Source organism: Pseudomonas sp. MH10 (genome assembly GCF_034353045.1).
Taxonomy (GTDB): domain Bacteria; phylum Pseudomonadota; class Gammaproteobacteria; order Pseudomonadales; family Pseudomonadaceae; genus Aquipseudomonas.
Genome location: NZ_CP133783.1, coordinates 1,140,082 through 1,162,493 on the forward strand (window position 1 = coordinate 1,140,082; position 22,412 = coordinate 1,162,493).

Annotated in this window: 15 protein-coding genes; 12 read left to right on the forward strand and 3 right to left on the reverse strand. The window is 56.0% G+C overall.

Going from position 1 to position 22,412, the window contains the following annotated elements; genetic code table 11:
* Positions 1-258: 258 nt before the first annotated feature.
* The 4 genes from RHM59_RS05130 (at position 259) to RHM59_RS05145 (ending at position 8,102) form a co-directional block, all read left to right on the forward strand.
* The gene (locus RHM59_RS05130; protein WP_322170027.1) at positions 259-885 is read left to right on the forward strand and encodes a response regulator transcription factor; all 627 of its coding nucleotides are present in this window, start codon (positions 259-261) and stop codon (positions 883-885) included.
* A gap of 8 nt (positions 886-893) precedes the next feature.
* Positions 894-4,544: a transporter substrate-binding domain-containing protein gene (locus tag RHM59_RS05135; protein WP_416195054.1), complete on the forward strand. Its 3,651-nt coding sequence runs from the start codon at positions 894-896 to the stop codon at positions 4,542-4,544.
* Between the two features lie 27 nt (positions 4,545-4,571).
* Positions 4,572-5,045: a GNAT family N-acetyltransferase gene (locus RHM59_RS05140; RefSeq protein ID WP_322170024.1), complete on the forward strand. Its 474-nt coding sequence runs from the start codon at positions 4,572-4,574 to the stop codon at positions 5,043-5,045.
* 96 nt (positions 5,046-5,141) lie between these two features.
* Positions 5,142-8,102 (forward strand): HD domain-containing phosphohydrolase, encoded by a 2,961-nt coding sequence (locus RHM59_RS05145; protein ID WP_322286103.1) that lies wholly within the window; start codon positions 5,142-5,144, stop codon positions 8,100-8,102.
* Positions 8,103-8,179: 77 nt separating this feature from the next.
* On the opposite strand, the gene RHM59_RS05150 is transcribed toward RHM59_RS05145, so the two are convergent.
* Positions 8,180-8,524: a YggL family protein gene (locus RHM59_RS05150; RefSeq protein WP_322170018.1), complete on the reverse strand. Its 345-nt coding sequence runs from the start codon at positions 8,522-8,524 to the stop codon at positions 8,180-8,182.
* Positions 8,525-8,845: 321 nt separating this feature from the next.
* On the opposite strand from RHM59_RS05150, the gene dacB reads away from it, so the two are divergent.
* Positions 8,846-10,315, forward strand: coding sequence for a D-alanyl-D-alanine carboxypeptidase/D-alanyl-D-alanine-endopeptidase (dacB, locus tag RHM59_RS05155; protein ID WP_322170015.1), 1,470 nt, complete (start codon positions 8,846-8,848; stop codon positions 10,313-10,315).
* A 68-nt stretch (positions 10,316-10,383) separates the two neighbouring features.
* Here the strand turns inward: dacB and rlmKL are convergent, their stop codons facing one another.
* Positions 10,384-12,660: a bifunctional 23S rRNA (guanine(2069)-N(7))-methyltransferase RlmK/23S rRNA (guanine(2445)-N(2))-methyltransferase RlmL gene (rlmKL, locus tag RHM59_RS05160; RefSeq protein WP_322286104.1), complete on the reverse strand. Its 2,277-nt coding sequence runs from the start codon at positions 12,658-12,660 to the stop codon at positions 10,384-10,386.
* A 601-nt stretch (positions 12,661-13,261) separates the two neighbouring features.
* Between rlmKL and rmf the strand changes: the two genes are divergently transcribed.
* Positions 13,262-13,477, forward strand: a complete 216-nt coding sequence (rmf, locus tag RHM59_RS05165) for a ribosome modulation factor (protein WP_080290409.1) — start codon at positions 13,262-13,264, stop codon at positions 13,475-13,477.
* A gap of 144 nt (positions 13,478-13,621) precedes the next feature.
* Here the strand turns inward: rmf and RHM59_RS05170 are convergent, their stop codons facing one another.
* Positions 13,622-14,647, reverse strand: coding sequence for a quinone-dependent dihydroorotate dehydrogenase (locus RHM59_RS05170; protein ID WP_322286105.1), 1,026 nt, complete (start codon positions 14,645-14,647; stop codon positions 13,622-13,624).
* 152 nt (positions 14,648-14,799) lie between these two features.
* Here RHM59_RS05170 and RHM59_RS05175 point away from each other — a divergent pair, with 152 nt between their 5' ends.
* The 6 genes from RHM59_RS05175 to RHM59_RS05200 all read left to right on the forward strand — a co-directional run bounded on the left by RHM59_RS05175 (position 14,800) and on the right by RHM59_RS05200 (position 21,988).
* Complete coding sequence (locus tag RHM59_RS05175) at positions 14,800-16,011, forward strand: CmpA/NrtA family ABC transporter substrate-binding protein (RefSeq protein WP_322286106.1); 1,212 nt, start codon at positions 14,800-14,802, stop codon at positions 16,009-16,011.
* Between the two features lie 14 nt (positions 16,012-16,025).
* Positions 16,026-16,601, forward strand: coding sequence for an ANTAR domain-containing response regulator (locus RHM59_RS05180; RefSeq protein ID WP_322286107.1), 576 nt, complete (start codon positions 16,026-16,028; stop codon positions 16,599-16,601).
* Between the two features lie 366 nt (positions 16,602-16,967).
* Positions 16,968-18,179, forward strand: coding sequence for a nitrate/nitrite transporter (locus tag RHM59_RS05185; protein WP_322169994.1), 1,212 nt, complete (start codon positions 16,968-16,970; stop codon positions 18,177-18,179).
* Positions 18,180-18,187: 8 nt separating this feature from the next.
* Entirely contained in the window at positions 18,188-19,846 is a 1,659-nt protein-coding gene (locus RHM59_RS05190; protein WP_322286108.1) for a bifunctional protein-serine/threonine kinase/phosphatase, read from the forward strand.
* A gap of 187 nt (positions 19,847-20,033) precedes the next feature.
* Positions 20,034-20,519, forward strand: a complete 486-nt coding sequence (locus tag RHM59_RS05195; protein ID WP_322167352.1) for an Hcp family type VI secretion system effector — start codon at positions 20,034-20,036, stop codon at positions 20,517-20,519.
* Positions 20,520-20,641: 122 nt separating this feature from the next.
* The gene (locus RHM59_RS05200; RefSeq protein ID WP_322286109.1) at positions 20,642-21,988 is read left to right on the forward strand and encodes a hypothetical protein; all 1,347 of its coding nucleotides are present in this window, start codon (positions 20,642-20,644) and stop codon (positions 21,986-21,988) included.
* Positions 21,989-22,412 lie beyond the last annotated feature (424 nt).

Sequence of the window (22,412 nt, forward strand, 5' to 3'; positions counted from 1 at the left end):
CATGTGGGCCGATACCTAATTGTTTGTAGGATAATTCCGAAACGCTATAAACCGGCTGTATTTCAATTTCGAATCCACACAATATGGCCGCTCAAAATTAAACACTGCCTTGGAGGTTATGAACATTTACGTACGTTAATACGTTAATTCGTGTAGGAAACTTCCTATATCCACTTAACGGTCCTGTAGGTTCATGCGCCGGCCCAAGCTTCTGAGCTAAGGTGCGCGCTTTACTCTTTGCTTGTATGGAAATGAACTATGCACTCGGTTTTTATCATCGACGATCATCCTGTTATTCGCCTCGCGGTTCGGATGCTATTGGAAAACGAAAATTATGAAGTGGTGGGAGAAACGGATAACGGGGTTGATGCCATGCAAATGGTCCGTGAATGCCTGCCAGACCTGATCATTCTCGACATCAGCATCCCCAAGCTGGACGGCCTGGAGGTGCTGGCCCGCTTCAACGCAATGAACTTGCCGTCGAAAATCCTGGTATTGACGGCGCAGACACCCAATCTGTTTGCTATACGTTGTATGCAATCAGGTGCTGCGGGCTATGTATGCAAGCAGGAAGACTTGAGTGAGTTACTCAGTTCGGTAAGAGCCGTATTATCGGGCTACAATTACTTTCCAAGCCAAGCCCTGAGCCCGGCATCTCGCGCAGACGGCCCGCCTTCCGAAATTGAATTATTCAAACTGGTCAACGACCGCGAACTCATGGTATTGCAGCTGTTCGCTCAAGGTAGAACCAACAAGGAGATTGCCAAAGGAATGTTTCTCAGCAATAAGACCGTCAGCACCTATAAAACACGCCTTATGCAAAAACTCAGGGTAAAAACCTTGGTGGAGCTTATCGAGCTGGCAAAACGTAACGCGCTAGTGTGAGAGACCGGATGTCGAAGCGCTTAATGGATTATATGAAGCTGTTCGCTGGCATGTGCTTGAGCGTCACTGTGCAGGCAGCTGACCTTGCGTCTCAGAATTACACGTTGCTGAGTCGGTCCAGCCCCAGCCATATGGATACCCGGCTGGACAGAGCGCAATGGCAATGGTTGCAAAACAAGCGTGAGCTGAGGCTCGGCACGTCAGCCCCCGACTATCCGCCGTTCGACATGACCCTGACCGGTCACGATTACGAAGGATTCACGGCTGACTACGCCGGCATTCTTGCCCACGCACTGGACACGCCAATCAAGGTTTTGCGCTTCGAATCAAGGGACGCGGCCATTGAAGCCTTAACCGAAGGACAAATTGACCTGCTCGGAAGCGCCAATGGTTTCGAAGCGCAAGGCAAGCACCTTACGCTGTCCCTCCCCTACGCGGTTGACCAGCCGGTACTGGTCACTCGCACCGGAGAAACCCGCCCGCTTTCCGACGGTTTGGCAGGCTTGCGCGTGAGTATGGTTTATCACTACCTGCCCCGTGAAGAAGTCAAAGCCCTTTACCCCAACGCGCTGTTGCAGACCTATCCGTCGTTTCAAAGCGCGATCAACGCAGTCGCCTTCAATCAGGCCGATGTCTTTCTGGGCGATACCATTTCCACCCATTACCTGATCAACAAGGGCTATCTGAACAACGTTCAGATGGCCAATTTCGGCAAACATGAGGCCAATGGGTTCAGTTTTGCCATGCGCAGCGATGACACCCAGTTGTTGGACATCGTCAATAAAGTGCTGAAAGCGATCCCTATCGTCGAGCGAGTGAGTATTTCCAAGCGCTGGAATGCCGGTAGCGACTTGTTGCTCACGGACCAAAAGCTACAACTGACTCCGCGCGAGGAGCGCTGGATTGCACAGCATCCAGTGGCGCGCATTGTGATCAACGAGGCGTACGCACCACTGACCTTCTTCGACGCCTCCGGCAACTTTCGAGGCATCACCGCTGACGTGTTCGATTTGATCCGACTGCGTACGGGGCTGAATTTCGAGGTCAGACGTGCCCCGAGCATGGCCGACATGATGAAACAAGTCAGCGAAGGTCAGGCGGACATTATTGGCACGATGATCCCCAGCGATGAACGGGAAAGTCGCTTCAGCTTCACCCGTCCTTATGTGGATACCTCATTCGTTCTGGTCACTCGTCAGGAGGCGGACAGTCCAGTTAGCCTGGATCAATTCGACGGCAAACGTCTGGCGGTCCTCCAAAACAGCCCGACCCTGCCCTTTGTCCGACGAGAACACCCCGGCGCCCAAGTGGTGGAAACAGACAATCCTTTTCAGGCCCTGGACATACTCGCTCAACACCAAGTTCAGGGTGCGATTGTCTCGCTACCCAGCGCCAACTATTTTCTGTCCTCACAGTTGTTCGAGGATAAATTGCAGATGAGCGCCACAGTCGGCGACGATCAAGCGCGTATTTCCATGGCCACTGCACGTGATGCGACAGAGCTCAGTTCGATTCTCGACAAGGCGCTTTCCAGCATTGCTCCCGAGGACCTGGCGATAATCAACAACCGATGGCGCGCATACGTGCCACCCAGTGGCGGTTATTGGCGCAATTACCATGAGTTGATTTATCAGATCGTGATCGGCACTGGTCTGCTGCTGTTGGGCTCGTTGGCGTGGAACGCTTACATGCGCCGCCAGATTAAAAAACGCGAAGTGGCTGAACGTGCCTTGAATGATCAGTTCGAGTTTATGCGCACGTTGCTTAACGGCACGCCACATCCCATTTATGTCCGGGACTGTGAGGGGTTGCTGCAAACCTGTAACGACAGCTACCTGGCCGCTTTCTCAGCCACACGTGAAGAGGTTATCGGCAAGAACGTGATGGACGGCGTGCTGAGCAATGCATTCGAGGCACGGGAATTCGCCGCCGATTATCATCGGGTAATGGCCGAAGGCACTTCGTTGATACTTGATCGCCCCCTGCAAATCGGAGACCGCCGACTCACCATCTATCACTGGATTCTGCCTTTTCGCGATTCGCTGGGTGAAGTTCAAGGCATCATTGGTGGCTGGATCGACATCAGCGAGCGCCGTCAACTGATGGAAGAGCTACGCGGGGCCAAGGACCTGGCAGATGAAGCCAGTCGAGCCAAAACGACCTTCCTGGCAACCATGAGCCATGAAATCCGCACCCCGATGAACGCCGTCATTGGCATGCTTGAACTCGCGCTCAAACGGGCCGATCAAGGTCATCTGGACCGGCCGGCCATTGAGGTGGCTTACAACTCTGCCCGCGATCTATTGGAGCTGATCGGTGACATTCTGGACATCGCACGAATTGAGTCCGGTCGCCTCAACCTGTGTCCTGAACGGGCTAATCTGCGCGAGCTAGTGGAGTCAGTTGTGCGGGTATTTGACGGTCTCGCCCGACAGAAAAGCCTGAACCTGCTGCTCGACCTCGACAGCCGCATCAATGGTGATGTTCTGCTCGACCCGTTACGGTTTAAACAGATCCTGTCAAACCTGCTCAGCAACGCCATCAAGTTCACTGAGCAAGGCCAGGTCAAAATAAGCGTGGTCGTTGAAGACCGGCCAGACCCGCAACAACTGCACGTACAACTGCGGATTCAGGACAGTGGAATCGGCATCAGTGATGAGGATCAGCATCGATTATTCCAGCCCTTCGCCCAAGCGGATAATTCCGGCCACTTGGCCAGGAGCGGCGCAGGACTGGGGCTGGTTATCTGCCGCAATCTCTGTGAAATGATGGGGGGACGGCTGAGTCTGAGCAGTCAGTCTGGTCAAGGAACACTGGTTCAGGTTGCATTGACACTGACCACCCTGGAACCGCTCAAGACCAACGAGCAACTGCGTGATCAGCCACCTGAAACCGGCACGCCGCTGAACATTCTGATCGTCGATGATCACCCTGCCAACCGGCTGTTGATGTGCCAGCAACTGGGCTTTCTCGGCCATAGTTTCCAATCGGCGGAAAACGGCGCAGAGGGTTTGCAACTTTGGCTTACTGACCCGTTCGATCTGGTTCTGGCCGATTGCAACATGCCGGTCATGAATGGCTATGACTTGACCCGCGCTATCCGTGCCCATGAACAAAAGTACGCGCTTGAGCACTGTACTGTTTTCGGCTTTACCGCCAATGCGCAGCCTGAGGAGCATCAACGCTGCCGAGAGGCCGGGATGGATGCCTGCTTGTTCAAACCGGTCAGCCTAAATGCGCTCAATGAAGCGTTGGTCACGATAAAACCGCATCGTCCTCCGGCCGCCCCCACGTCATCCATTGACCTGGGTTCAGCTGCGTTCAGTGTTGATGGTATTCATGCCTTGACCGGAGGCAAACCGGACATGATCCAACGCTTGCTGGCGCAATTACTCAGCAGCAGCCAGGACGACCGCAAGGAGCTAGAGGCGATTGGGAACATCAACAATCGTCAGTACCTGGGAGAAATGGCGCATAAAATCAAAGGGGCGGCATTAATCATCCAGGCACATGAGGTGATTAAACACTGCGAGGCGCTGGAGGACGCTTGCGTCCAAGGGGCACCGGACGCAGTGATCGAAGGGCATCGACATGCCATCAACGCCGCAATGAAAGCGCTGGAACATGACCTTCGCTTGCAACAAACCGACGTCGACTGAGCGTCCTCCAACCAAAAGGAATAGAACATGACCACGCAATGGATTGAGATGAATACCGAACAGTTTCTGGCCTACGCCGCGCATTCAAGCGTCGGATACGCAAACGATATCCAACTCACCTACAAGCAACCGCTTGACCTGACGCCAGCGCAACAAAGCTGGTCAATGGACCAGTTGCTCCCGCAGGGGGTCGACACGCCGAATCACTATCTCTTTACGCTGCACTCCACTGAAGGCGAAAACATTGGCCTTCTCTGGTTCGGCACCTACGAGGAATACAGCGTCAAAACGCTGTTTATTTATGATCTGGAAATCTATCCACGCGCGCAGCGTCGCGGCCATGCCACTGAAGTCATGGACATGATCGAGCGCTGGGCTGTCGCCAACGATATCGGTCGTCTGGAGCTGAACGTATTTGCACACAATCACGCGGCCCAGGCGCTCTACCACGCGTGTGGACTGGCACCGTACGAGATAACCATGGGCAAGCAGCTGGATTGACACAGCAGTGTGACTAGCCTCTAGCCGGGTGACAGCGGTAACCCTTGTCTATGCTGAAGAGTGGTAATGCAGCGCACAACTATGGAGAGAGTTGCGATGCCTTGGAATTCTTCGACTGGACAACGCCGCTTCCCCCTGCATCTTCACATCAGTGTCATGTTCACCGTGCTGCTGCTGTTTACCAGTGTCGTTCTGAGTATTTTCAATTACTGGCAAACCTCGCAAATCATTTTATCCAGCAGCGAGAAGCTGTTCGGCGCCATCGCCCAAGATGTGGAGGTCGACTTACACCGCACCTATCAACCGATCCGTCGATTGCTCAGTCTGTTGGCCGCCTATGATCCCAATCACGCCTACGCGCTGGGACAACGGCTGGCATTGCTCAAACCCTTTGCACAGGCATTAGAAAACGATCCCAATCTTGCGTCGTTGTACCTGGGCTACAGCAATGGCGATTTCTTCATGGTCCGGCCTTTACGGACTGGCACCGCGCAACACTATGTTCAAGCACCTGCGAACGCCTCATACCAGGTCTGGAGTATTGAGCACATCGCCGGCACTCCCTTGCCGCGCTCGCAGTCGCTGTTTTTCGACGCCGCACTGCACTTGATCAGCCAACAGGAAAACCTGAACGAACGGTTCGACCCCCGTGATTGGGGGTGGTTTGAGCAAGCCCGCGCCGGTTCCGATCAGATCACCAGTGAACCCTATGTCTTTTTAAACCGCCATGTGGTGGGCACTACATTGGCCCGTCGAAGTGGCACGGACAGCGTTATCGCGGCAGACCTGACCCTAGATGCCTTGTCCGCGACACTGGCCAAACACAAGATCACCGCCAGTACCGAGGTGGTGGTGTTCGACAGCAACGGCAACGCAGTGGCGTACCCCGATAGTTCAAAGTTGGTGATCGAAAGCGGCACGGCCCATTTGGTCAACGCGAAAGACCTAAGCCCGGCGTTAAAGGGGTTATTTGATCAAGGAGTAGAATCCACAAGCCGCCTGACACTGGGTAACCGCGACTGGATAGTTGCCCATAGCCATCTGAAAGAAGGCGGTCCATCCGGGCTGCAACTGGCAATGTTAGTGCCAGAGGATGAGCTGTTGGCAGACGCCATACGCCTGCGATGGCAAGGAGCGCTGGTAGCATTGAGCACCCTGCTGTTGTGCTTACCGCTGGGTTGGTTGATGTCCCGCATCATGGTTAAACCTTTGCGGACACTGGTGCGCGAAGCTGATGGGATCCGCAGTTTTGATTTCACGAGTCCGGCCGGCCATCGATCGCTGGTGCTGGAAGTCGACCAGCTGTCGTTGTCCATGGCGCGGATGAAGGCAACATTGGCCAGTTTCCTTCGAATCACCGCCAGCTTATCCGCCGAAACCCACTTCGATACGCTGCTGCAACGACTTCTTTGCGAGACCGTGGCGATCAATCAGGCCCAGGCCGGTTTGATTTATTTGGTCAATAGCGAGAGCAGATGCCTAGAGCCCGTTGGTCTCGTTATGCTTGGCGCCCAACATGCGCCGCAGGACTACGGCCTAGGCGCCCATGATCTGCACACGGATCAACAACCCGGCTGGCTGCAACATTTGGTCGTGAACAGGAGCAGCGTGGTAGTTGCGCTGAGCTTCGAGCACGCAGGCGATCTGCAAGGGCTCATGCAAGCCATTGACGCGCCGAGGATTCATCTACTGGGTATACGTTTGAGCAATCAGCATGGCGAAACCATCGGCGCCCTTAATCTAATCCATGCCGACACCGGCACCCCGTCTGATCTGGAGAACATCAGCCCTGAGCGGGTAGCCTTCACCGAGGCTGTCTCTGGGGCAGCCGCCGTATGCATCGAAAGCCAGCGCCTCCAGTCCAGGCAAAAACTGCTGTTGGATTCGTTTATCCAGCTGATTGCCGGTGCCATCGACGCGAAGAGCCCTTACACCGGCGGCCATTGCCAGCGGGTGCCGGTGTTGACCCTGATGCTGGCCCGCGCCGCCGCCGCAAGCCAGCAACCGGCGTTTCTCGACTTCCACCCAACCGAAGACGAATGGGAAACCTTAAACATCGCTGCGTGGCTGCATGATTGCGGCAAAGTCACCACTCCCGAATATGTGGTCGACAAGGCCACCAAACTTGAAACCTTGTACGACCGGATTCATGAAATCCGCACTCGCTTCGAGGTGCTAAAACGCGATGCCTGGGTCACTTATTGGCAAGGACGAACAATGGGAAGCCACGAGCCTCAGTTAGCCGCTGCCCGAGACCTTGAGCTGACCGAACTGGATAACGACTTCAGTTTTGTTGCACGGTGCAATCTTGGGGGAGAAGCGATGGACGATGCCGATTTACGACGCCTGCGGCAGATTGGCGCTCGCAGCTGGATGCGTACGCTAGATGACCGGCTGGGCGTTTCCTGGGAGGAGAACCGCCGTCAGGCCCGTCAGCCTGTGACGGCATTGCCTGCCAGAGAAACCTTGCTGGTGGACCGGGCTGAGCACTTGTTCCAGCGCGCAGAGGCTGAAGAAATACCGGCTGACAATCCCTGGGGATTCAAACTGGATGTGCCACCGTACAAATTCAATCGCGGCGAACTGTACAACCTGAGCATTCGTCGCGGCACCTTGACCGCTGAAGAGCGGTACATCATCAACCATCACATGGTTCAAACCATTTTGATGCTCAGTCGTTTACCGTTTCCCGCACACCTGAAAGGCGTTGCAGAGATCGCTGGCGGTCACCATGAAAAAATGAACGGGACGGGATACCCCAAACGCTTGAAGCGCGACGAAATGAGTATCGCGGCACGAATGATGGCCATCGCGGACATCTTCGAAGCGTTGACGGCCGTCGACCGGCCCTACAAAAAGGGTAAACGCCTGAGTGAAGCGCTGTCGATCATGGCGCAGATGTGTATCGATGAGCACATCGACCCGCCCCTGTTCGAGTTGTTCATTCAGGCGGACATCTATCAGCACTATGCGACCCGCTATCTTCAGCCACAGCAAATCGACGCCGTCGATAAACACAGCGTGTTGGAAAAAGCGGGAATGGGGAGGTCACGCTAGGTCGAAGAGACTTCGGGGGAATAGGTAGTGCAAAAAAAAGCAGGCATTTGAGCCTGCTTTTTTTGTATCAACGTGGATCAGGCAACCGGATTGATCGGCTTTTCCGGGTACCAAACGTCGATCAACGGGCTGACAGTCACTTCTGTCAATTCGCTGCGGCCTTTGAGCCAGCCTTCAACCACTGCGCGCTGCTCTGCGTTAACCGAGCCGCGTTTCTTCAGGCAAACCAGACCAAAGTCTTCGCCGCCAACGTAGTTCAGATCATTGGCATCCATGGCTTCGGTCAGGAAGGCATCGAGGAAGGCGTCAATAGCCTCATCATCCAGGTCTTGTTTGAAGTCCAGGTTGAGTTCAAAACCAACCTCTTGGAATTCATCAACGCAGAGTTTTTTGCGCAGACGCTGGGAACGGTTAGTGGCCATGGAACAATCCTCATAAGTAATAACGGGCGGCACTTTACCAGCTTGGGCGACTAAATGCCCGCCTCAGTGCCGGATGTTCGTCCGGGAGCGCGCTTAAGACCCATATTAGCTGTTTATCGACAAAAAACTGCCCGTTGGACGGCGTTTCCTCGGCACACGTCACCCTTGCTTGGGGCATAATGCCGCTCAATTCTGCTCAGATGCAGGTGATCCGGGCAGCCTATTGAATGGCCGTATTTATCTCGGTAACGGTCAAGATCAACGAGGGAATCCATCCATGCCCTCTACTTTTCCCTTCTCAGCAGTAGGGCTTTATTTCCAATGATCAAATCTTTACGCCCCCTGTTATTCGCCAGTCTTTTCTTCCCTCTGGCTATGTCCGTCGCCGCCGCCCCGATCAACACCTCGTTACCGCCCAAGGTTCAACAGGCGCTGCAGGCCGCCAAACTTCGAAACGATGCGCTTTCCCTGGTCATTTTACCGCTCACCGGCCCCGGCGTTGCGACGGTCTATAACGCGGACGTTTCGGTCAACCCGGCGTCAACCATGAAACTGGTGACAACCTATGCCGCGCTGGAAATGCTCGGCCCGAACCACCAATGGAAAACCGAGTTCTACACCGACGGCACTGTCAGCAATGGTGTTCTGCACGGCAACCTCTACCTTAAGGGCGGCGGTGATCCCAAGCTGAATATGGAAAAACTCTGGCTGCTGCTGCGCGATCTGCGCGCCAACGGGGTGCTGCAGGTAACGGGAGACTTGGTGTTGGACCGCAGCCATTTCATTCGGCCGCTATTGCCCGTGTTCAACGACGATGGCAACGATGAAAATCAACCGTTCCTGGTCAAGCCCGATGCGCTGATGGTCAACCTCAAGGCCCTGCGCTTTATCGCGCGCAACGACGCCGGCAAAGTGATGGTGTCCGTTGAGCCTCCAATTGCCAGCATCCACCTCGACAACCAAGTCAAGGCGCTGGCCTCCGACGCCTGTACCGGCGATGTGCGCTACACGCCGACGCCTCAGGTCGACGGCAGCATCAGCGTGATTATCAGTGGTCAACTTGGTCAGGGCTGCAGCTCTCAGACCTATCTGTCATTGCTGGATCACCCGACTTATACCGCTGGTGCAGTGCGCGCGATTTGGCAAGAGTTGGGCGGCAGCATTTTAGGCAAGGACCGGGAAGAGGTGGTGCCTGGCAACGCTCGACTGTTGGCCAAGGCCTATTCGCCGGATCTGGCGGAAATCATCCGTGACATCAATAAATTCAGTAACAACACCATGGCTCAGCAATTGTTTCTGAGCTTGGGTGCGAAGTTTCGCAACGATGCCGATGGTGACGACGCCAAGGCTGCACAACGGGTGATTCGCCAGTGGCTGGCCAAGAAAGGCATTATCGCCACGCACTTGGTCATGGAAAACGGCTCAGGTCTGTCCCGGGCTGAACGCGTCAGCGCGAGAGAAATGGCACAAATGCTCCAGTCTGCCTGGCAGAGCCCGTATGCCGCTGAGTACATAAGCTCCCTGCCACTGGTCGGGGTTGACGGCACCATGCGTAAACGTCTCAAAACCACGCAAATGCGCGGCGAGGCGCATATCAAAACCGGCACCCTGAACACCGTGCGGGCGATTGCCGGCTTTAGCCGCGACAGCAATGGCAACACGTGGGCAGTGGTGGCGATTCTCAATGGGTCGCAGGTCGGCGGTACCGCATCCGTGCTCGATACCGTACTGCTTGATCTGTATCGCCAACCGAAGCTGGCCAATACCTCAATCTCGTTGCAACGGCCTTGATGGTCCGCTGAGACACCGGGCCGCGCCAACACCTGACCCATTCAGCCAGGTGTTGGGGCGACGATTGCTTACCGCGCGGTAATACGCCACGCCCGGTGGATCTTGGTGTTACGGGCAAAATCCGGGTCGACGGTTTGGGCGGTGATTTCTTCAATCGCGTACCGTTCGCTCAAGTTTTCATCGAGCTGAAACTTGCGGAAGTTATTCGAGAAATACAACACGCCGCCGGGTGCCAGGCGCGCCATCGCCAGATCAAGCAGTTGCACTTGGTCTCGTTGCACGTCGAAGATCCCTTCCATGCGCTTGGAGTTGGAGAACGTCGGTGGATCAATGAAGATCAGGTCATATTCATCGCGGCTCGCGTCCAGCCAGGCCATGACATCGCCCTGCTCCAAACGGTTTTTATCCGAGAAACCATTGAGCGACAGGTTGCGCCGCGCCCAATCCAGATACGTCTTCGAGAGGTCCACGCTGGTGGTGGTCCGTGCGCCGCCTTTGGCCGCGTGCACGCTGGCAGTGCCGGTGTAGCTGTACAGGTTGAGGAAACGCTTCCCCGCCGCTTCTCGCTGAATCCGCATGCGCATTGGGCGGTGATCGAGGAACAGCCCGGTGTCCAGGTAGTCGGTCAGGTTAACCAACAACTTGACACCACCTTCGCTGACTTCACGGAATTGGCCTTGCGCGCTTTGACGCTCGTACTGCTTGGTGCCGCTCTGGCGCTCGCGACGCTTAATGACAACGCGGCTCTTGTCGATGTTCAGCGCTTGAGGAATAGCTGCCAGCGCATCGAACAATCGGGCCGAGGCTTTTTCCGGGTCAATAGACTTCGGCGCAGCGTATTCCTGAACGTGTACCCAGTCGTGATAGAGGTCGATAGCCAGTGAGTATTCCGGCATGTCGGCGTCGTAGACGCGGTAGCAGTCGATGCCTTCACGGCGCACCCACTTGCCCAGCAATTTGAGGTTTTTCTGCAAGCGGTTGGCAAACATCTGCCCGCCTTCGCTCAGGCGCGCGTGCTCAACGACTGGCTCGGGCGTTTTGATCGGATTGCCGTTCTTGTTGTATTTCTCGTACTTGCCCGGCGCTTCGACTTCGGTGGATTCGTTGGCATCAGCTTCAACCTGATCGCGCTCGACTTGCCGCTGTTCAGCCGTACGGCGCTCGCCGGTGACGAATTGATCTGGCACTACTTTGATCAGCAATAATTTGCACGGCAATGCGCCGTTCCAGAACGCGTATTGCTTGTGACTGCGGATGCCCATGCGCTTGCCCAGGTCCGGCGCACCGGTAAACACCGCCGCTTCCCAGTTCAGACACGCTTGTCGCAAACGCTCGCCGAGGTTCTGGTAGAGATAAAGCAGACTGGCTTCATCGCCCAAACGCTCGCCGTAAGGAGGGTTACAGATCACCAAGCCTTTTTGGTTCTGGTCAGGACGCGGCTCAAAGGTCGCCACTTCGCCTTGATAAACCTTGATCCAATCACTCAAACCCGCGCGGTCAATGTTATTGCGCGCAGGTTGGATCAGACGCGGATCGGCTTCGTAACCACGGATCCACAACGGTGGCTTGACCAGGCCGATGTCGGCCCGCTCCTGCGCTTCGTCGTGTAGCTTTTTCCAAATGGCAGGAATGTGCCCAAGCCAGGCCGAAAAGCCCCAACGCTCGCGCTTGAGGTTGGGCGCGATATCCGCCGCCATCATGGCGCCTTCTACCAGGAAGGTACCAACGCCGCACATGGGGTCAGTCAACGCGCCGCCTTGAGCGGCGATACGCGGCCAGCCAGCTCGCACTAAAATTGCAGCGGCAAGGTTTTCTTTCAGCGGAGCAGCACCTTGCTGCAAACGATAACCGCGCTGGTGCAGGCTGTGCCCGGACAGATCAAGCGACAAAATAGCTTCCCCGCGATCAAGGCGCAGGTGAACGCGAAGATCAGGGTTGAGCTTGTCCACCGAAGGACGCAGGCCTGACGGCGTGCGCAGTTTGTCGACAATCGCGTCCTTGACCTTCAACGCACCAAAGTGGGTGTTGTCGATGCCCGAACCGTTACCGCTGAACTCCACCGCGAGACTGCCTTCGGCGTCCAGGTGATCCTCCCACTCAACGTCCAGGACCCCGTGATACAGGTCCTCGGCGTCTTTCATGGGAAAACGCTTGATAACCAGCAACACACGGTTAGCCAAGCGCGACCAGAGGCACAGCCGGTAGGCGGTCTCCATGTCTGCGAGGCCGCGAATGGCTGAGGTATGTTCGCGGGTTTCCTCAAGGCCAAGCCCGGTCGCTTCTTCAGCGAGTAGGCCCTCAAGGCCTTTGGGACAGGTGAGGAAGAGTTCAAAACGGTCCGACATGGATAATCCAACGCCTTAGGCGAGTAGCGGTGAGGCAACGCATTGCCCAACCAGATTTTAAACAGGCGCCTTTCTTGGAGAACGCCTGCGTGGCACACACATTGTGCCGTTCCACCTTGAACGATCCCTTTGGGAGCGCATTCATTTGCAAGGCAGCGATGCTATATATCAGATAAACCCCCTAGCCCGCTTCCCGAATAAATTCGGACCGCAGACTCGGCGCGAGCACAAACGTTGCAACAATAAGTCACATTCCGTGACCCTTCGTCGATTAAAGGTTGACGTCAATCCGCCATCTTTTAACCCCGAAAACGACTTCCATTCTCAATCAAAGCCTCGGTTCAGCGGGGCTGTGGAAAAAACATTGCGCCAAACGCGTGGGTTGCTTATGGCTCTAACACCCTTTTCGTTACGTTGTTATGACAAAACGATCATTCACAGCGTCCGGCGCATTGGTTAGAACTCAACTCAGGTTGTCGCCGCAATGGCAACGACACTAAGCCCGCGACGCCGGCAGCGGGTACTCACGGCAGAAGATTCTGCCCGACCTCGACATGAGGTCTCCAGGGACATAACAGTCAACAAACGAGGGCAATACCCTATGAGAAGACTTAAGCGTGATCCGTTGGAAAGAGCATTTTTACGCGGATATCAATTTGGTGTTCATGGCAAATCCCGTGAGCTTTGCCCTTTTACTCTACCGTCAGTACGCCAAGCCTGGATCAATGGCTGGCGAGAAGGACGCGGCGACAACTGGGACGGTATGACCGGCACTGCGGGCATCCACAGACTCAACGAACTTCACGCGGTCGGCTAACCAGGCATATTCCGACCAGGCTTTTTTAAAAAGTTGCACACCTGACTAAACATGCACGCCCTATCCGGGCGGCGGGCTAGCGCCCAGGGGTTCCTTCTCAAGGAGCCCCTTTTTTTATCCGGGTTTTGACGTCGCGACGCTGGATCAGTGGCGACTCATTGCAGCAATAGCGTCAACCGACTGTCCGATCAGCGCTGGCCCTTTATAGATGAAGCCCGAATAAATCTGCACCAGACTTGCACCGGCCGCGATTTTTTCCGCCGCGTGCCTGCCTTCAGTGATTCCGCCCGCCGCAATGATTGGCAAGCGCCCCGCCAGTTCTCCCGCCAGCACCTTGACCGTATGGGTACTTTTTTCGCGAACCGGCGCGCCCGACAGACCACCGGCCTCGTAGGCGTGGGGCAAACCTTGGACACCCTCGCGGCTAAGAGTGGTGTTGGTGGCGATCACCGCGTCCATGCCCGAGTCAATCAACGCAGCGGCCACCAACACGGTTTCTTCGTCGGTCATGTCCGGTGCGATCTTAATCGCCAACGGCACGCGACGGCCGTATTTCACAGTGAGGTATTCTTGACGCATGCGCAGCGCTTCGAGCAGTTGCTTGAGCGAGTCCCCGAACTGCAAGCTGCGCAAACCGGGGGTATTAGGCGAGCTGACATTAACCGTCACATAACTCGCGTGCTCGTAGACCTTATCCAGGCAGATCAAGTAATCGTCCACGGCGCGCTCAACCGGTGTGTCGAAGTTCTTGCCGATGTTGATTCCAAGGATGCCGCTGTACCGAGCCGCCTTGACGCGAGTGATCAGGTGATCGACGCCCAGGTTGTTAAAGCCCATGCGGTTAATGATCGCCTCAGCTTGGGGCAACCGAAAAATCCGTGGTTTCGGATTACCCGGCTGTGGACGTGGGGTCACGGTACCGACTTCAACAAAGCCGAAACCCAACTGCGCAAAGCCGTCGATGGCCGCGCCATTTTTGTCCAGCCCCGCCGCCAACCCCACCGGATTCGGGAAGTTAAGGCCCATCACTGTGACCGGCAACTGCGCAGGCGCCTTGCTCAACAAGCCATTGAGCCCCAAACGCCCGCCCGCGCCGATGAGATCCAGCGACAGGTCATGGGAGGTTTCCGGGGAAAGTTTGAACAATAACTGGCGGGCCAGGTTATACATGGGCGGGCGTGGCTCGTGAGCGGCTGAATTCAGGGACGCGATTATAGACGGACCCGGCATTGGAGGCGAGACATGCTGTAATCTTTGCAGACGCTCGCGCCGGGTGTGGCATACGCATTGCTATGGGACGCGTATGAATAAAGAGACGCGCTATGAATAAATCACCCAACAACGCTCTGGATTGGGTCGCAGGCAGCGATGCACCGGAAAAGAATGTTATCGATCTAGGCTTCATGGCCTTGACCGATTGTGCCCCGCTGGTGGTCGCCGCCACCCAAGGTTTCGGTCAGCCCTATGGGCTGACGATGAACCTTAAACGTCAATCATCGTGGTCCAATCTGCGTGACAAATTGGTCAACGGTGAACTGGACGCGGCCCACAGCCTGTATGGACTGATCTATGCCGTGCAGCTCGGAATCAGTGGCACCGGCCAAGTCGATATGGCGGTACTGATGGGCCTGAATCAAAACGGGCAAAGCATCAACCTGTCGAAAGCGTTGCAAGACGCCCACGTGGTCAGTCCTGACGCGTTGGACAACCGCGTGCACCAAAGCCGCTCAAAACTGACCTTCGCCCAAACCTTCCCCACCGGCAACCACGCGATGTGGCTGTATTACTGGCTAGCGAGTCAGGGCATCCATCCGTTGAACGACGTCGACAGCGTGGTCGTTCCTCCGTCGCAAATGGTCGCGCATTTGCAAGCCGGGCGTATTGACGGCTTTTGCGTCGGTGAGCCGTGGGGCGCCAGCGCGGTTAATCAGGGTGTCGGATTTACCTTGGCGACCACTCAGGCCATCTGGCCGGATCACCCGGAAAAAGTCCTCGGTTGCACCCGGGCGTTCGTCCAACAAAATCCGAATACCGCCCGCGCGTTGGTGATGGCGGTGCTCGAAGCCAGTAAGTTCATTGAGCAAAACGACGAAAATCGCCGCAGTACCGCGCAATTGCTCAGCGGCAGTGACTACCTCGATACGCCGGTGGAATGCATCGAACCACGCTTGATGGGCAACTATGGCGACGGCCTCGGTCACCATTGGCACGATCAACACGCCGTGCGCTTTCACCGGGCGGGCGAAGTGAACATGCCTTACTTGTCGGACGGCATGTGGTTCATGACGCAATTGCGCCGCTGGGGTCTTCTGCGTGACGACCCGGATTACCTGGCCATCGCCGCTCAGGTGCATCAATTGGAACTCTATGGCCAGGCCGCCAAAGCGGTGGGCGTTACCGTGCCTGCGTCAGCCATGCGCAGCAGCCAACTGATCGATGGCAAAATCTGGGACGGTAGCGACCCGCAGGCCTATGCACACAGTTTTAAACTGCATGCTCTGGTCGATACTGCCCTCACCCGCGTTCGTCGTTGAAGGAACCTGCGAATATGCTGCGTATCCTGCTGATAAACGACACATCCAAGAAGGTCGGTCGCCTCAAGGCCGCTCTCGTAGAAGCCGGTTTTGATGTCATTGATGAGTCCGGGCTGATTATCGACCTGCCGGCACGGGTCGAAGCGGTTCGCCCTGACGTGATTCTGATCGACACCGAATCCCCCGGCCGCGACGTAATGGAACAAGTGGTGCTGGTCAGCCGCGATCAGCCCAGGCCCATCGTGATGTTCACCGACGAGCACGACCCGTTGGTCATGCGCCAAGCGATCAAGTCTGGGGTCAGCGCCTACATTGTCGAAGGCATTCACGCTCAGCGCCTGCAACCGATTCTGGACGTGGCCATGGCCCGTTTTGAGAGCGACCAGGAGCTTCGTGCCCAATTACAGGCACGCGATCAGCAACTGGCCGAGCGTAAACGCATCGAATTGGCCAAAGGCCTGCTGATGAAAATGAAAAATTGCAAAGAAGAAGAGGCCTACACCCTGATGCGCCGCCAAGCCATGAGCCGCCAGCAAAAGCTGATTCAAGTAGCCGAGCAGATCATCGCCATGAGTGAGTTGTTGGGGTAGGCGTAAGTTCTGTTTAACCTTTTGAAATCCGTACATTTTTTGTAGGATCTGGCTTGCTCGCGATGAAGCGCGAAGCGGTCCGAAAAAATGCGAAACCCGGTGTTTATCGTGAAAAATGTACTGCATGATTTACGGCCGCTGCGCAGCCGATCGCGAGCAAGCTCGCTCCTACAGGGTTGCAAAGCGAGTCAAGCTTGAAGCTTATGGCTCGCAACTTGCTACTACTCTTGCACCGGTAGCCAAAGGCGGTTACCCCTTTCACGACAAAGACGTCGCATACTCTTCTCGCTCAGGCGAATCGGGTTGCGGCGTTTTTTGCGTTTTGGCCCACCGGCCACGATTCTTTAAATGCGGATGAGGTGTTCTATGAATGCAAGCTTCTGGAAAGCCGGTCACCGACCGACACTGTTCGCAGCCTTTCTGTATTTCGACCTGAGCTTCATGGTCTGGTACCTGCTCGGCCCAATGTCGGTGCAAATCTCCGCTGACCTGCACTTGACCACTCAACAACGCGGCTTAATGGTTGCAACGCCGATTCTGGCCGGCGCTTTTCTGCGTGTATTGATGGGCCTGCTGGCTGACAAACTGTCGCCAAAGACCGCCGGGATTGTGGGTCAAGTGATCGTGATCGGCGCCTTGCTAACGGCTTGGCAGCTTGGCATCCACAGCTATGAGCAAGCGCTGTTGCTCGGCGTATTCCTCGGCATGGCCGGCGCTTCGTTCTCCGTCGCCCTGCCGCTGGCCTCGCAATGGTATCCGCCAGAGCATCAAGGCAAGGCAATGGGCATCGCCGGTGCGGGCAACTCCGGCACCGTGTTCGCCGCATTGATTGCTCCGGCATTGGCCATGGCGTTCGGCTGGACCAACGTGTTTGGATTCGCATTGATACCACTGGTACTGGTGCTGATCGCCTTCAGCTTGATGGCGCGCAACTCACCGCAGCGGGCAAAACCCAAATCCATGGCTGACTACTCAAAAGCTTTGGGTGACCGTGATACCTGGTGGTTTATGTTCTTTTACGCCGTGACGTTCGGCGGTTTCATCGGCCTGGCCAGCGCCCTGCCCGGCTACTTCAACGACCAATACCACCTGAGCCCTGTAACGGCGGGTTATTACACAGCAGCCTGTGTGTTCGGTGGCAGCATGATGCGTCCACTCGGTGGTGCTCTGGCGGATCGCTTTGGCGGGATTCGGACCTTATCGGGCATGTACGGCGTAGCCGCAATCTGCATCGCCGCTGTCGGTTTCAACCTGCCGAGTTCCTGGGCAGCACTGGCACTGTTCGTGTCCGCCATGCTCGGCCTCGGTGCCGGTAACGGTGCAGTGTTCCAACTGGTTCCTCAGCGTTTTCGTCAAGAGATCGGTGTCATGACTGGCCTGATCGGCATGGCCGGCGGCGTCGGTGGTTTTCTACTGGCAGCCGGCCTGGGTGCAATCAAACAGAATACCGGCGGCTACCAAATGGGCTTGTGGTTGTTTGCCAGCCTGGGCGTCTTGGCCTGGTTCGGCTTGCATAACGTCAAACGTCGCTGGAGAACCACTTGGGGTTCGGCCGCTGTGACCGCTGCTCGGGTTTAACCCGCTCAATGAGCCTGCAACTGAGCTTCGCCCATTTCAGCGCCAATGGGCCACGTGCCGAGAATCAAGACGCGAGTCGCCAGGTGACACCCATGCCAGCGCTGGCCGCGAGCAAGGGCTACTTGTTCGCGCTGGCCGATGGCGTCAGTCAATGCGTCGACGGTGGATTAGCGGCGCGCTCAACCTTGCAGGCATTGGCGCTGGATTACTACGCAACACCGGAAACCTGGGGTGTTGCGCAGTCGCTGGACCGCTTGCTGCTGGCGCAAAATCGCTGGCTGCAGGCCAACGGCTTGCTCACCACCTTAAGCGCCCTTGTACTGCGCGGACGCCGCTTCACCCTCGCCCACGTCGGCGATTGCCGAGCCTACCGCTGGCACGCCGGCGAGCTGCAACGGGTCAGCGAAGACCACGTTTGGGAACAACCAGAGATGCGGCACGTGCTCAAGCGCGCGCTGGGGCTCGACCAGCATTTGGTCATGGATTACCTGGACGGCGAATTGCGCGAGGGCGAACGCTGGTTGCTGCTGAGCGACGGTGTGTGGGCGACCTTGGGTGATGCGACGATTAGCTCGATTCTCCGCGAGCAAGATGACCCGCAGAACGCGGTCAATACCTTGGTCGCCGCAGCGCACTTGGCGGGCAGTCAGGACAACGCCAGCGCGCTGCTGATCCAGGTCGATAGGTTGGGAGAAGACAACCTCGGCGACACCTTGGTCCAGTTGCAACAATGGCCGCTGCCCCCTGCGCTCAAATCGGGCCAAGCGTTCGAAGGTTGGCAGGTGGAAACGCTGCTCGCGCAATCGCGCCAGTCGTTGCTGTATCGGGTGCGTGATCGTCAGCAGCAACCCTGGCTACTGAAAACCCTGCCCGCCAGCCGTCACGCCGAGGCCAATGCCGGGCAAAGCCTGTTGCTGGAAGAATGGTTTTTACGTCGGGTCGCGGGGCGGTATTTCCCGGAAATTCATCCCGCCAGCGAACGTCAGCACCTGTATTACCTGATGCGTGAATATTCTGGCCAGACCTTGGCCGAGCTGTTCAGTGCAAGTGGCCCGCTGCCGCTGGCTCAGTGGCAAGACGTTGCGACCCACCTGTTACGTGCCGTGGGCTTGCTGCATCGGCGCAACATCTTTCACCGTGACATCAAGCTGGAGAACCTGCTGCTTGATGACAATGGCGACCTGCGGGTGCTGGATTTTGGCCTGGCTTTTTGTCCGGGGTTGTCGGCGGACACTGCCAACGACCTGCCGGGCACGCCGAGCTTTATTGCGCCCGAGGCGTTTACCGGCACCCCTCCCAGCGCGCAACAGGATTTGTACAGCGTCGGCGTGACCTTGTACTTCTTGCTCACCGGGCATTACCCCTACGGCGAAATCGAAGCGTTCCAACACCCGCGCTTCGGCAACGCCGTGCCGGCCAGCCGCTACCGCCCGGACGTGCCCGACTGGCTGGAACACTGCCTGAGCAAAGCGCTGCAACCTGACCCCGCCCAGCGCTATGAAACCGCCGAGGAATGGTTAATAAACCTGGAGAAGGCCGAGCTAAACCCAGCCAACACCCGACCCCGCCCGCTGCTGGAGCGAGAACCGCTCAAGGTCTGGCGGACCGTGGCGTTGGTGTCTTTGTTGGTGAATTTGGTGGTGGTTGTGATGATGTTGCATAGGTGATCCCCTGAGGAATTAAACTTGCGCAAGAAGTTGCGCAACGCAGTAACGAAAGTTGCGCAACAGGGTTCGAGCAAACAATTAAAGTGACTCTTTATTATTTTTTCATCGTGCGATTTTCAGAAACGTCCTACAGCCAACTGGGGAAACTTTCCAATAAACTACCCTCCATCAAAAAGGAGAGGTAGTTATGGCTAACCCTGGATACGTAACAATTACCGGCAAGGCTCAAGGATTGATTTCGGCAGGCTGCTCCAGTAAAGAGTCGATCGGCAACAAATACCAGTCAGCGCATACCGACGAAATAATGATGCTTTCTTATACTCGAAACCTGGCCAATTTTGAGAATAACAATAGCTCGACCCACGGCCCCATTATTATCTCCAAATACATCGATAAATCGTCTCCCTTATTAGAGCAAGCACTGACCCGAAGAGAAGAGTTGGACTGCACGTTTGATTTTTATCAAACAACGCCCTCGGGTACGCAGGAGAAGTTTTATTCGATATCGATCAAGGGTGGACTCATTGTCGACCTGACACAGGACATGCCTGATGTGATCTTTCAATCTGACGGTGAAATGCGAGAGCACGTCGCTTTTCGTTTCCGTGAGATTAATTACACGAACCTCAGAGCGGCCACCAGTGGCTATGGCTTTTGGGGTGAACCACGATGAGCGCCAGCAGTGATGATATCTGGGATGTCCACCAAGCAGCAGGTCAACTTCAAGGACAAGCCCTTAGTGTCAGCGCCCGACACCTTGATCAAGGTCATGGGCGCGTGTTGTTTATTCGGGAAGTGTCCTATTACGCCAAACGTATTATTGATGACGTTGAACTCGGTCGTAAAACCCCCACGCAGGGCATCGACGCCATATTGAAAGAGTACCGCAGCCTTGCGAGTCAATCGCAGGCGTTGGCGCGTGATCGCCAACGTGCCGTAAGCAATAGCGTCAAACGCATTCCAGTGCCACGGCTCACCCAACCGGCTATGCGACCTGATCCCGAGCGCTTACTGCGTTATGTCTTTGCTCAACACCTTAAGGTGACCAATGAAAAGACCCTGGCCACCCTCCACCTGCCGGTTCCGACGTCAATATATGAGCGTTACCAGCTTTTTCCTCCAGAGCTGCAGCCGGAACCCATCGAACTGCATGACCCAGGGTTCTACATCGTTCCCAGAAGCACTACGGTTGAACGACTGGAAGCGCAATTGTTCACCTCAGCCAGTTCCAGGGTCATTGCCAAGTTCAGGATCCTGAACCCTGGGTTGGATCAGATAAAAGCCGGGCAAATGATTGTGCTCAGCGATCCCGATAATGGGCGATGCACCGAGGAAGAAGCGCGGCTGATGGCAACGGCACGCGTGGTGAACAAGGTATTGGAGGATCTTAGCCCGGAAGAAGCCGACTTCATGGTTCTCCACCGTGATGAAATTGAGTCTTTCATCAAGTACGGCTCTATTGGGACCAGCATGGCCGCGGCGGTTTACAAAGACAACATAGACACGGTAGGACAAATCCTGAAAGCCATTGAAGACCTGCACAAGCGCACCTTCAACCAACACGGGCACCTGCGATCCCCCGAGTTCTTTGCCGAACGCAAACAACTGTTTGCTCAACTCGACACCCACCTCACCACGCTGACCAAACATACCATCGACTACCCCGACCACCCGAAACTGAAAACCGCCTTGGGCATTTCCAGCCGCAGCTTGGTGCATCGCTGGGGCCGGGCCGGTGCACACGACATGAACCCTGGATACGCCACCCACTTAGCCGCATTGTCCAAAGCCTCCAAGTACATAAATTATGGTGGCTGGGTGGGCACTGCTATTAGCGGCGGGGCTTCTTATATGAAAGTGCAGGATGTTTGCCGGGCGGGTGATGTTGAGGCGTGTGAGAAGGTGAAATATACCGAAACCGGAGGGTTCGCAGGAGGGGTTGCGGGCGGTATTGCCGCCGGCGCGCTTTTAGGCAGTGCGGGAGCTGGCGCTATATGCGCTGCTCTCTGGGTACCAACGGTTGGGGTGGGAACACTTGTATGTGGTCTTGTTGTAGCGGGAGGAGTGTCTTTCGCTTCCGGTTATGGTGGCGGGATGGCTGGTGAAGCGATAGGCGAAGTGATTTACGAGGTCAGTAAATGAGCGTGAGTGTCGCCGACAAAATCTTCCTCTGTGTTGGCCTGATCGATTTTGGAGGTCTTTTCATATGGCTCGGAATAGCGTCGTATCTCGCATATACCAAAATGGATTTGATGTTGGATCACATGAAGAATAGTCCCATAGTGATGATACGCAGGTTTTTGATACACGCGGGTCTGTGGGGACGGCTCCATGTCTTTGGGTTAATAATGTGGCTGATGGTCATGCCTGGTATCGCTCTTCGGAAGGGAATCGTTAGTACCGAGGACCTGAACACTTTTCCTGCCGATCTGAGGCGCAAACTGATTGTTATGCAATGGGTTGGTTGGGGGCTGCTATTGGTTATGTATGGACTTGCCATATACGCCAAGTTTGGCCGTGGCTAGCTTAATGGGTAGTTACTCGCCCTCGTCAACCGCATTTAAGC

Excerpts from the sequence above, each read along its gene's own strand:
- RHM59_RS05180 (WP_322286107.1), top strand. The coding sequence starts at position 16,026 with ATGCTGCGTATCCTGCTGATAAACGACACATCCAAGAAGGTCGGTCGC.
- RHM59_RS05170 (WP_322286105.1), bottom strand. The coding sequence starts at position 14,647 with ATGTATAACCTGGCCCGCCAGTTATTGTTCAAACTTTCCCCGGAAACC.
- RHM59_RS05190 (WP_322286108.1), top strand. The coding sequence starts at position 18,188 with ATGAGCCTGCAACTGAGCTTCGCCCATTTCAGCGCCAATGGGCCACGT.
- rmf (WP_080290409.1), top strand. The coding sequence starts at position 13,262 with ATGAGAAGACTTAAGCGTGATCCGTTGGAAAGAGCATTTTTACGCGGA.
- RHM59_RS05195 (WP_322167352.1), top strand. The coding sequence starts at position 20,034 with ATGGCTAACCCTGGATACGTAACAATTACCGGCAAGGCTCAAGGATTG.
- dacB (WP_322170015.1), top strand. The coding sequence starts at position 8,846 with ATGATCAAATCTTTACGCCCCCTGTTATTCGCCAGTCTTTTCTTCCCT.
- RHM59_RS05140 (WP_322170024.1), top strand. The coding sequence starts at position 4,572 with ATGACCACGCAATGGATTGAGATGAATACCGAACAGTTTCTGGCCTAC.
- RHM59_RS05175 (WP_322286106.1), top strand. The coding sequence starts at position 14,800 with ATGAATAAATCACCCAACAACGCTCTGGATTGGGTCGCAGGCAGCGAT.
- rlmKL (WP_322286104.1), bottom strand. The coding sequence starts at position 12,660 with ATGTCGGACCGTTTTGAACTCTTCCTCACCTGTCCCAAAGGCCTTGAG.
- RHM59_RS05130 (WP_322170027.1), top strand. The coding sequence starts at position 259 with ATGCACTCGGTTTTTATCATCGACGATCATCCTGTTATTCGCCTCGCG.
- RHM59_RS05145 (WP_322286103.1), top strand. The coding sequence starts at position 5,142 with ATGCCTTGGAATTCTTCGACTGGACAACGCCGCTTCCCCCTGCATCTT.
- RHM59_RS05135 (WP_416195054.1), top strand. The coding sequence starts at position 894 with ATGTCGAAGCGCTTAATGGATTATATGAAGCTGTTCGCTGGCATGTGC.
- RHM59_RS05150 (WP_322170018.1), bottom strand. The coding sequence starts at position 8,524 with ATGGCCACTAACCGTTCCCAGCGTCTGCGCAAAAAACTCTGCGTTGAT.
- RHM59_RS05185 (WP_322169994.1), top strand. The coding sequence starts at position 16,968 with ATGAATGCAAGCTTCTGGAAAGCCGGTCACCGACCGACACTGTTCGCA.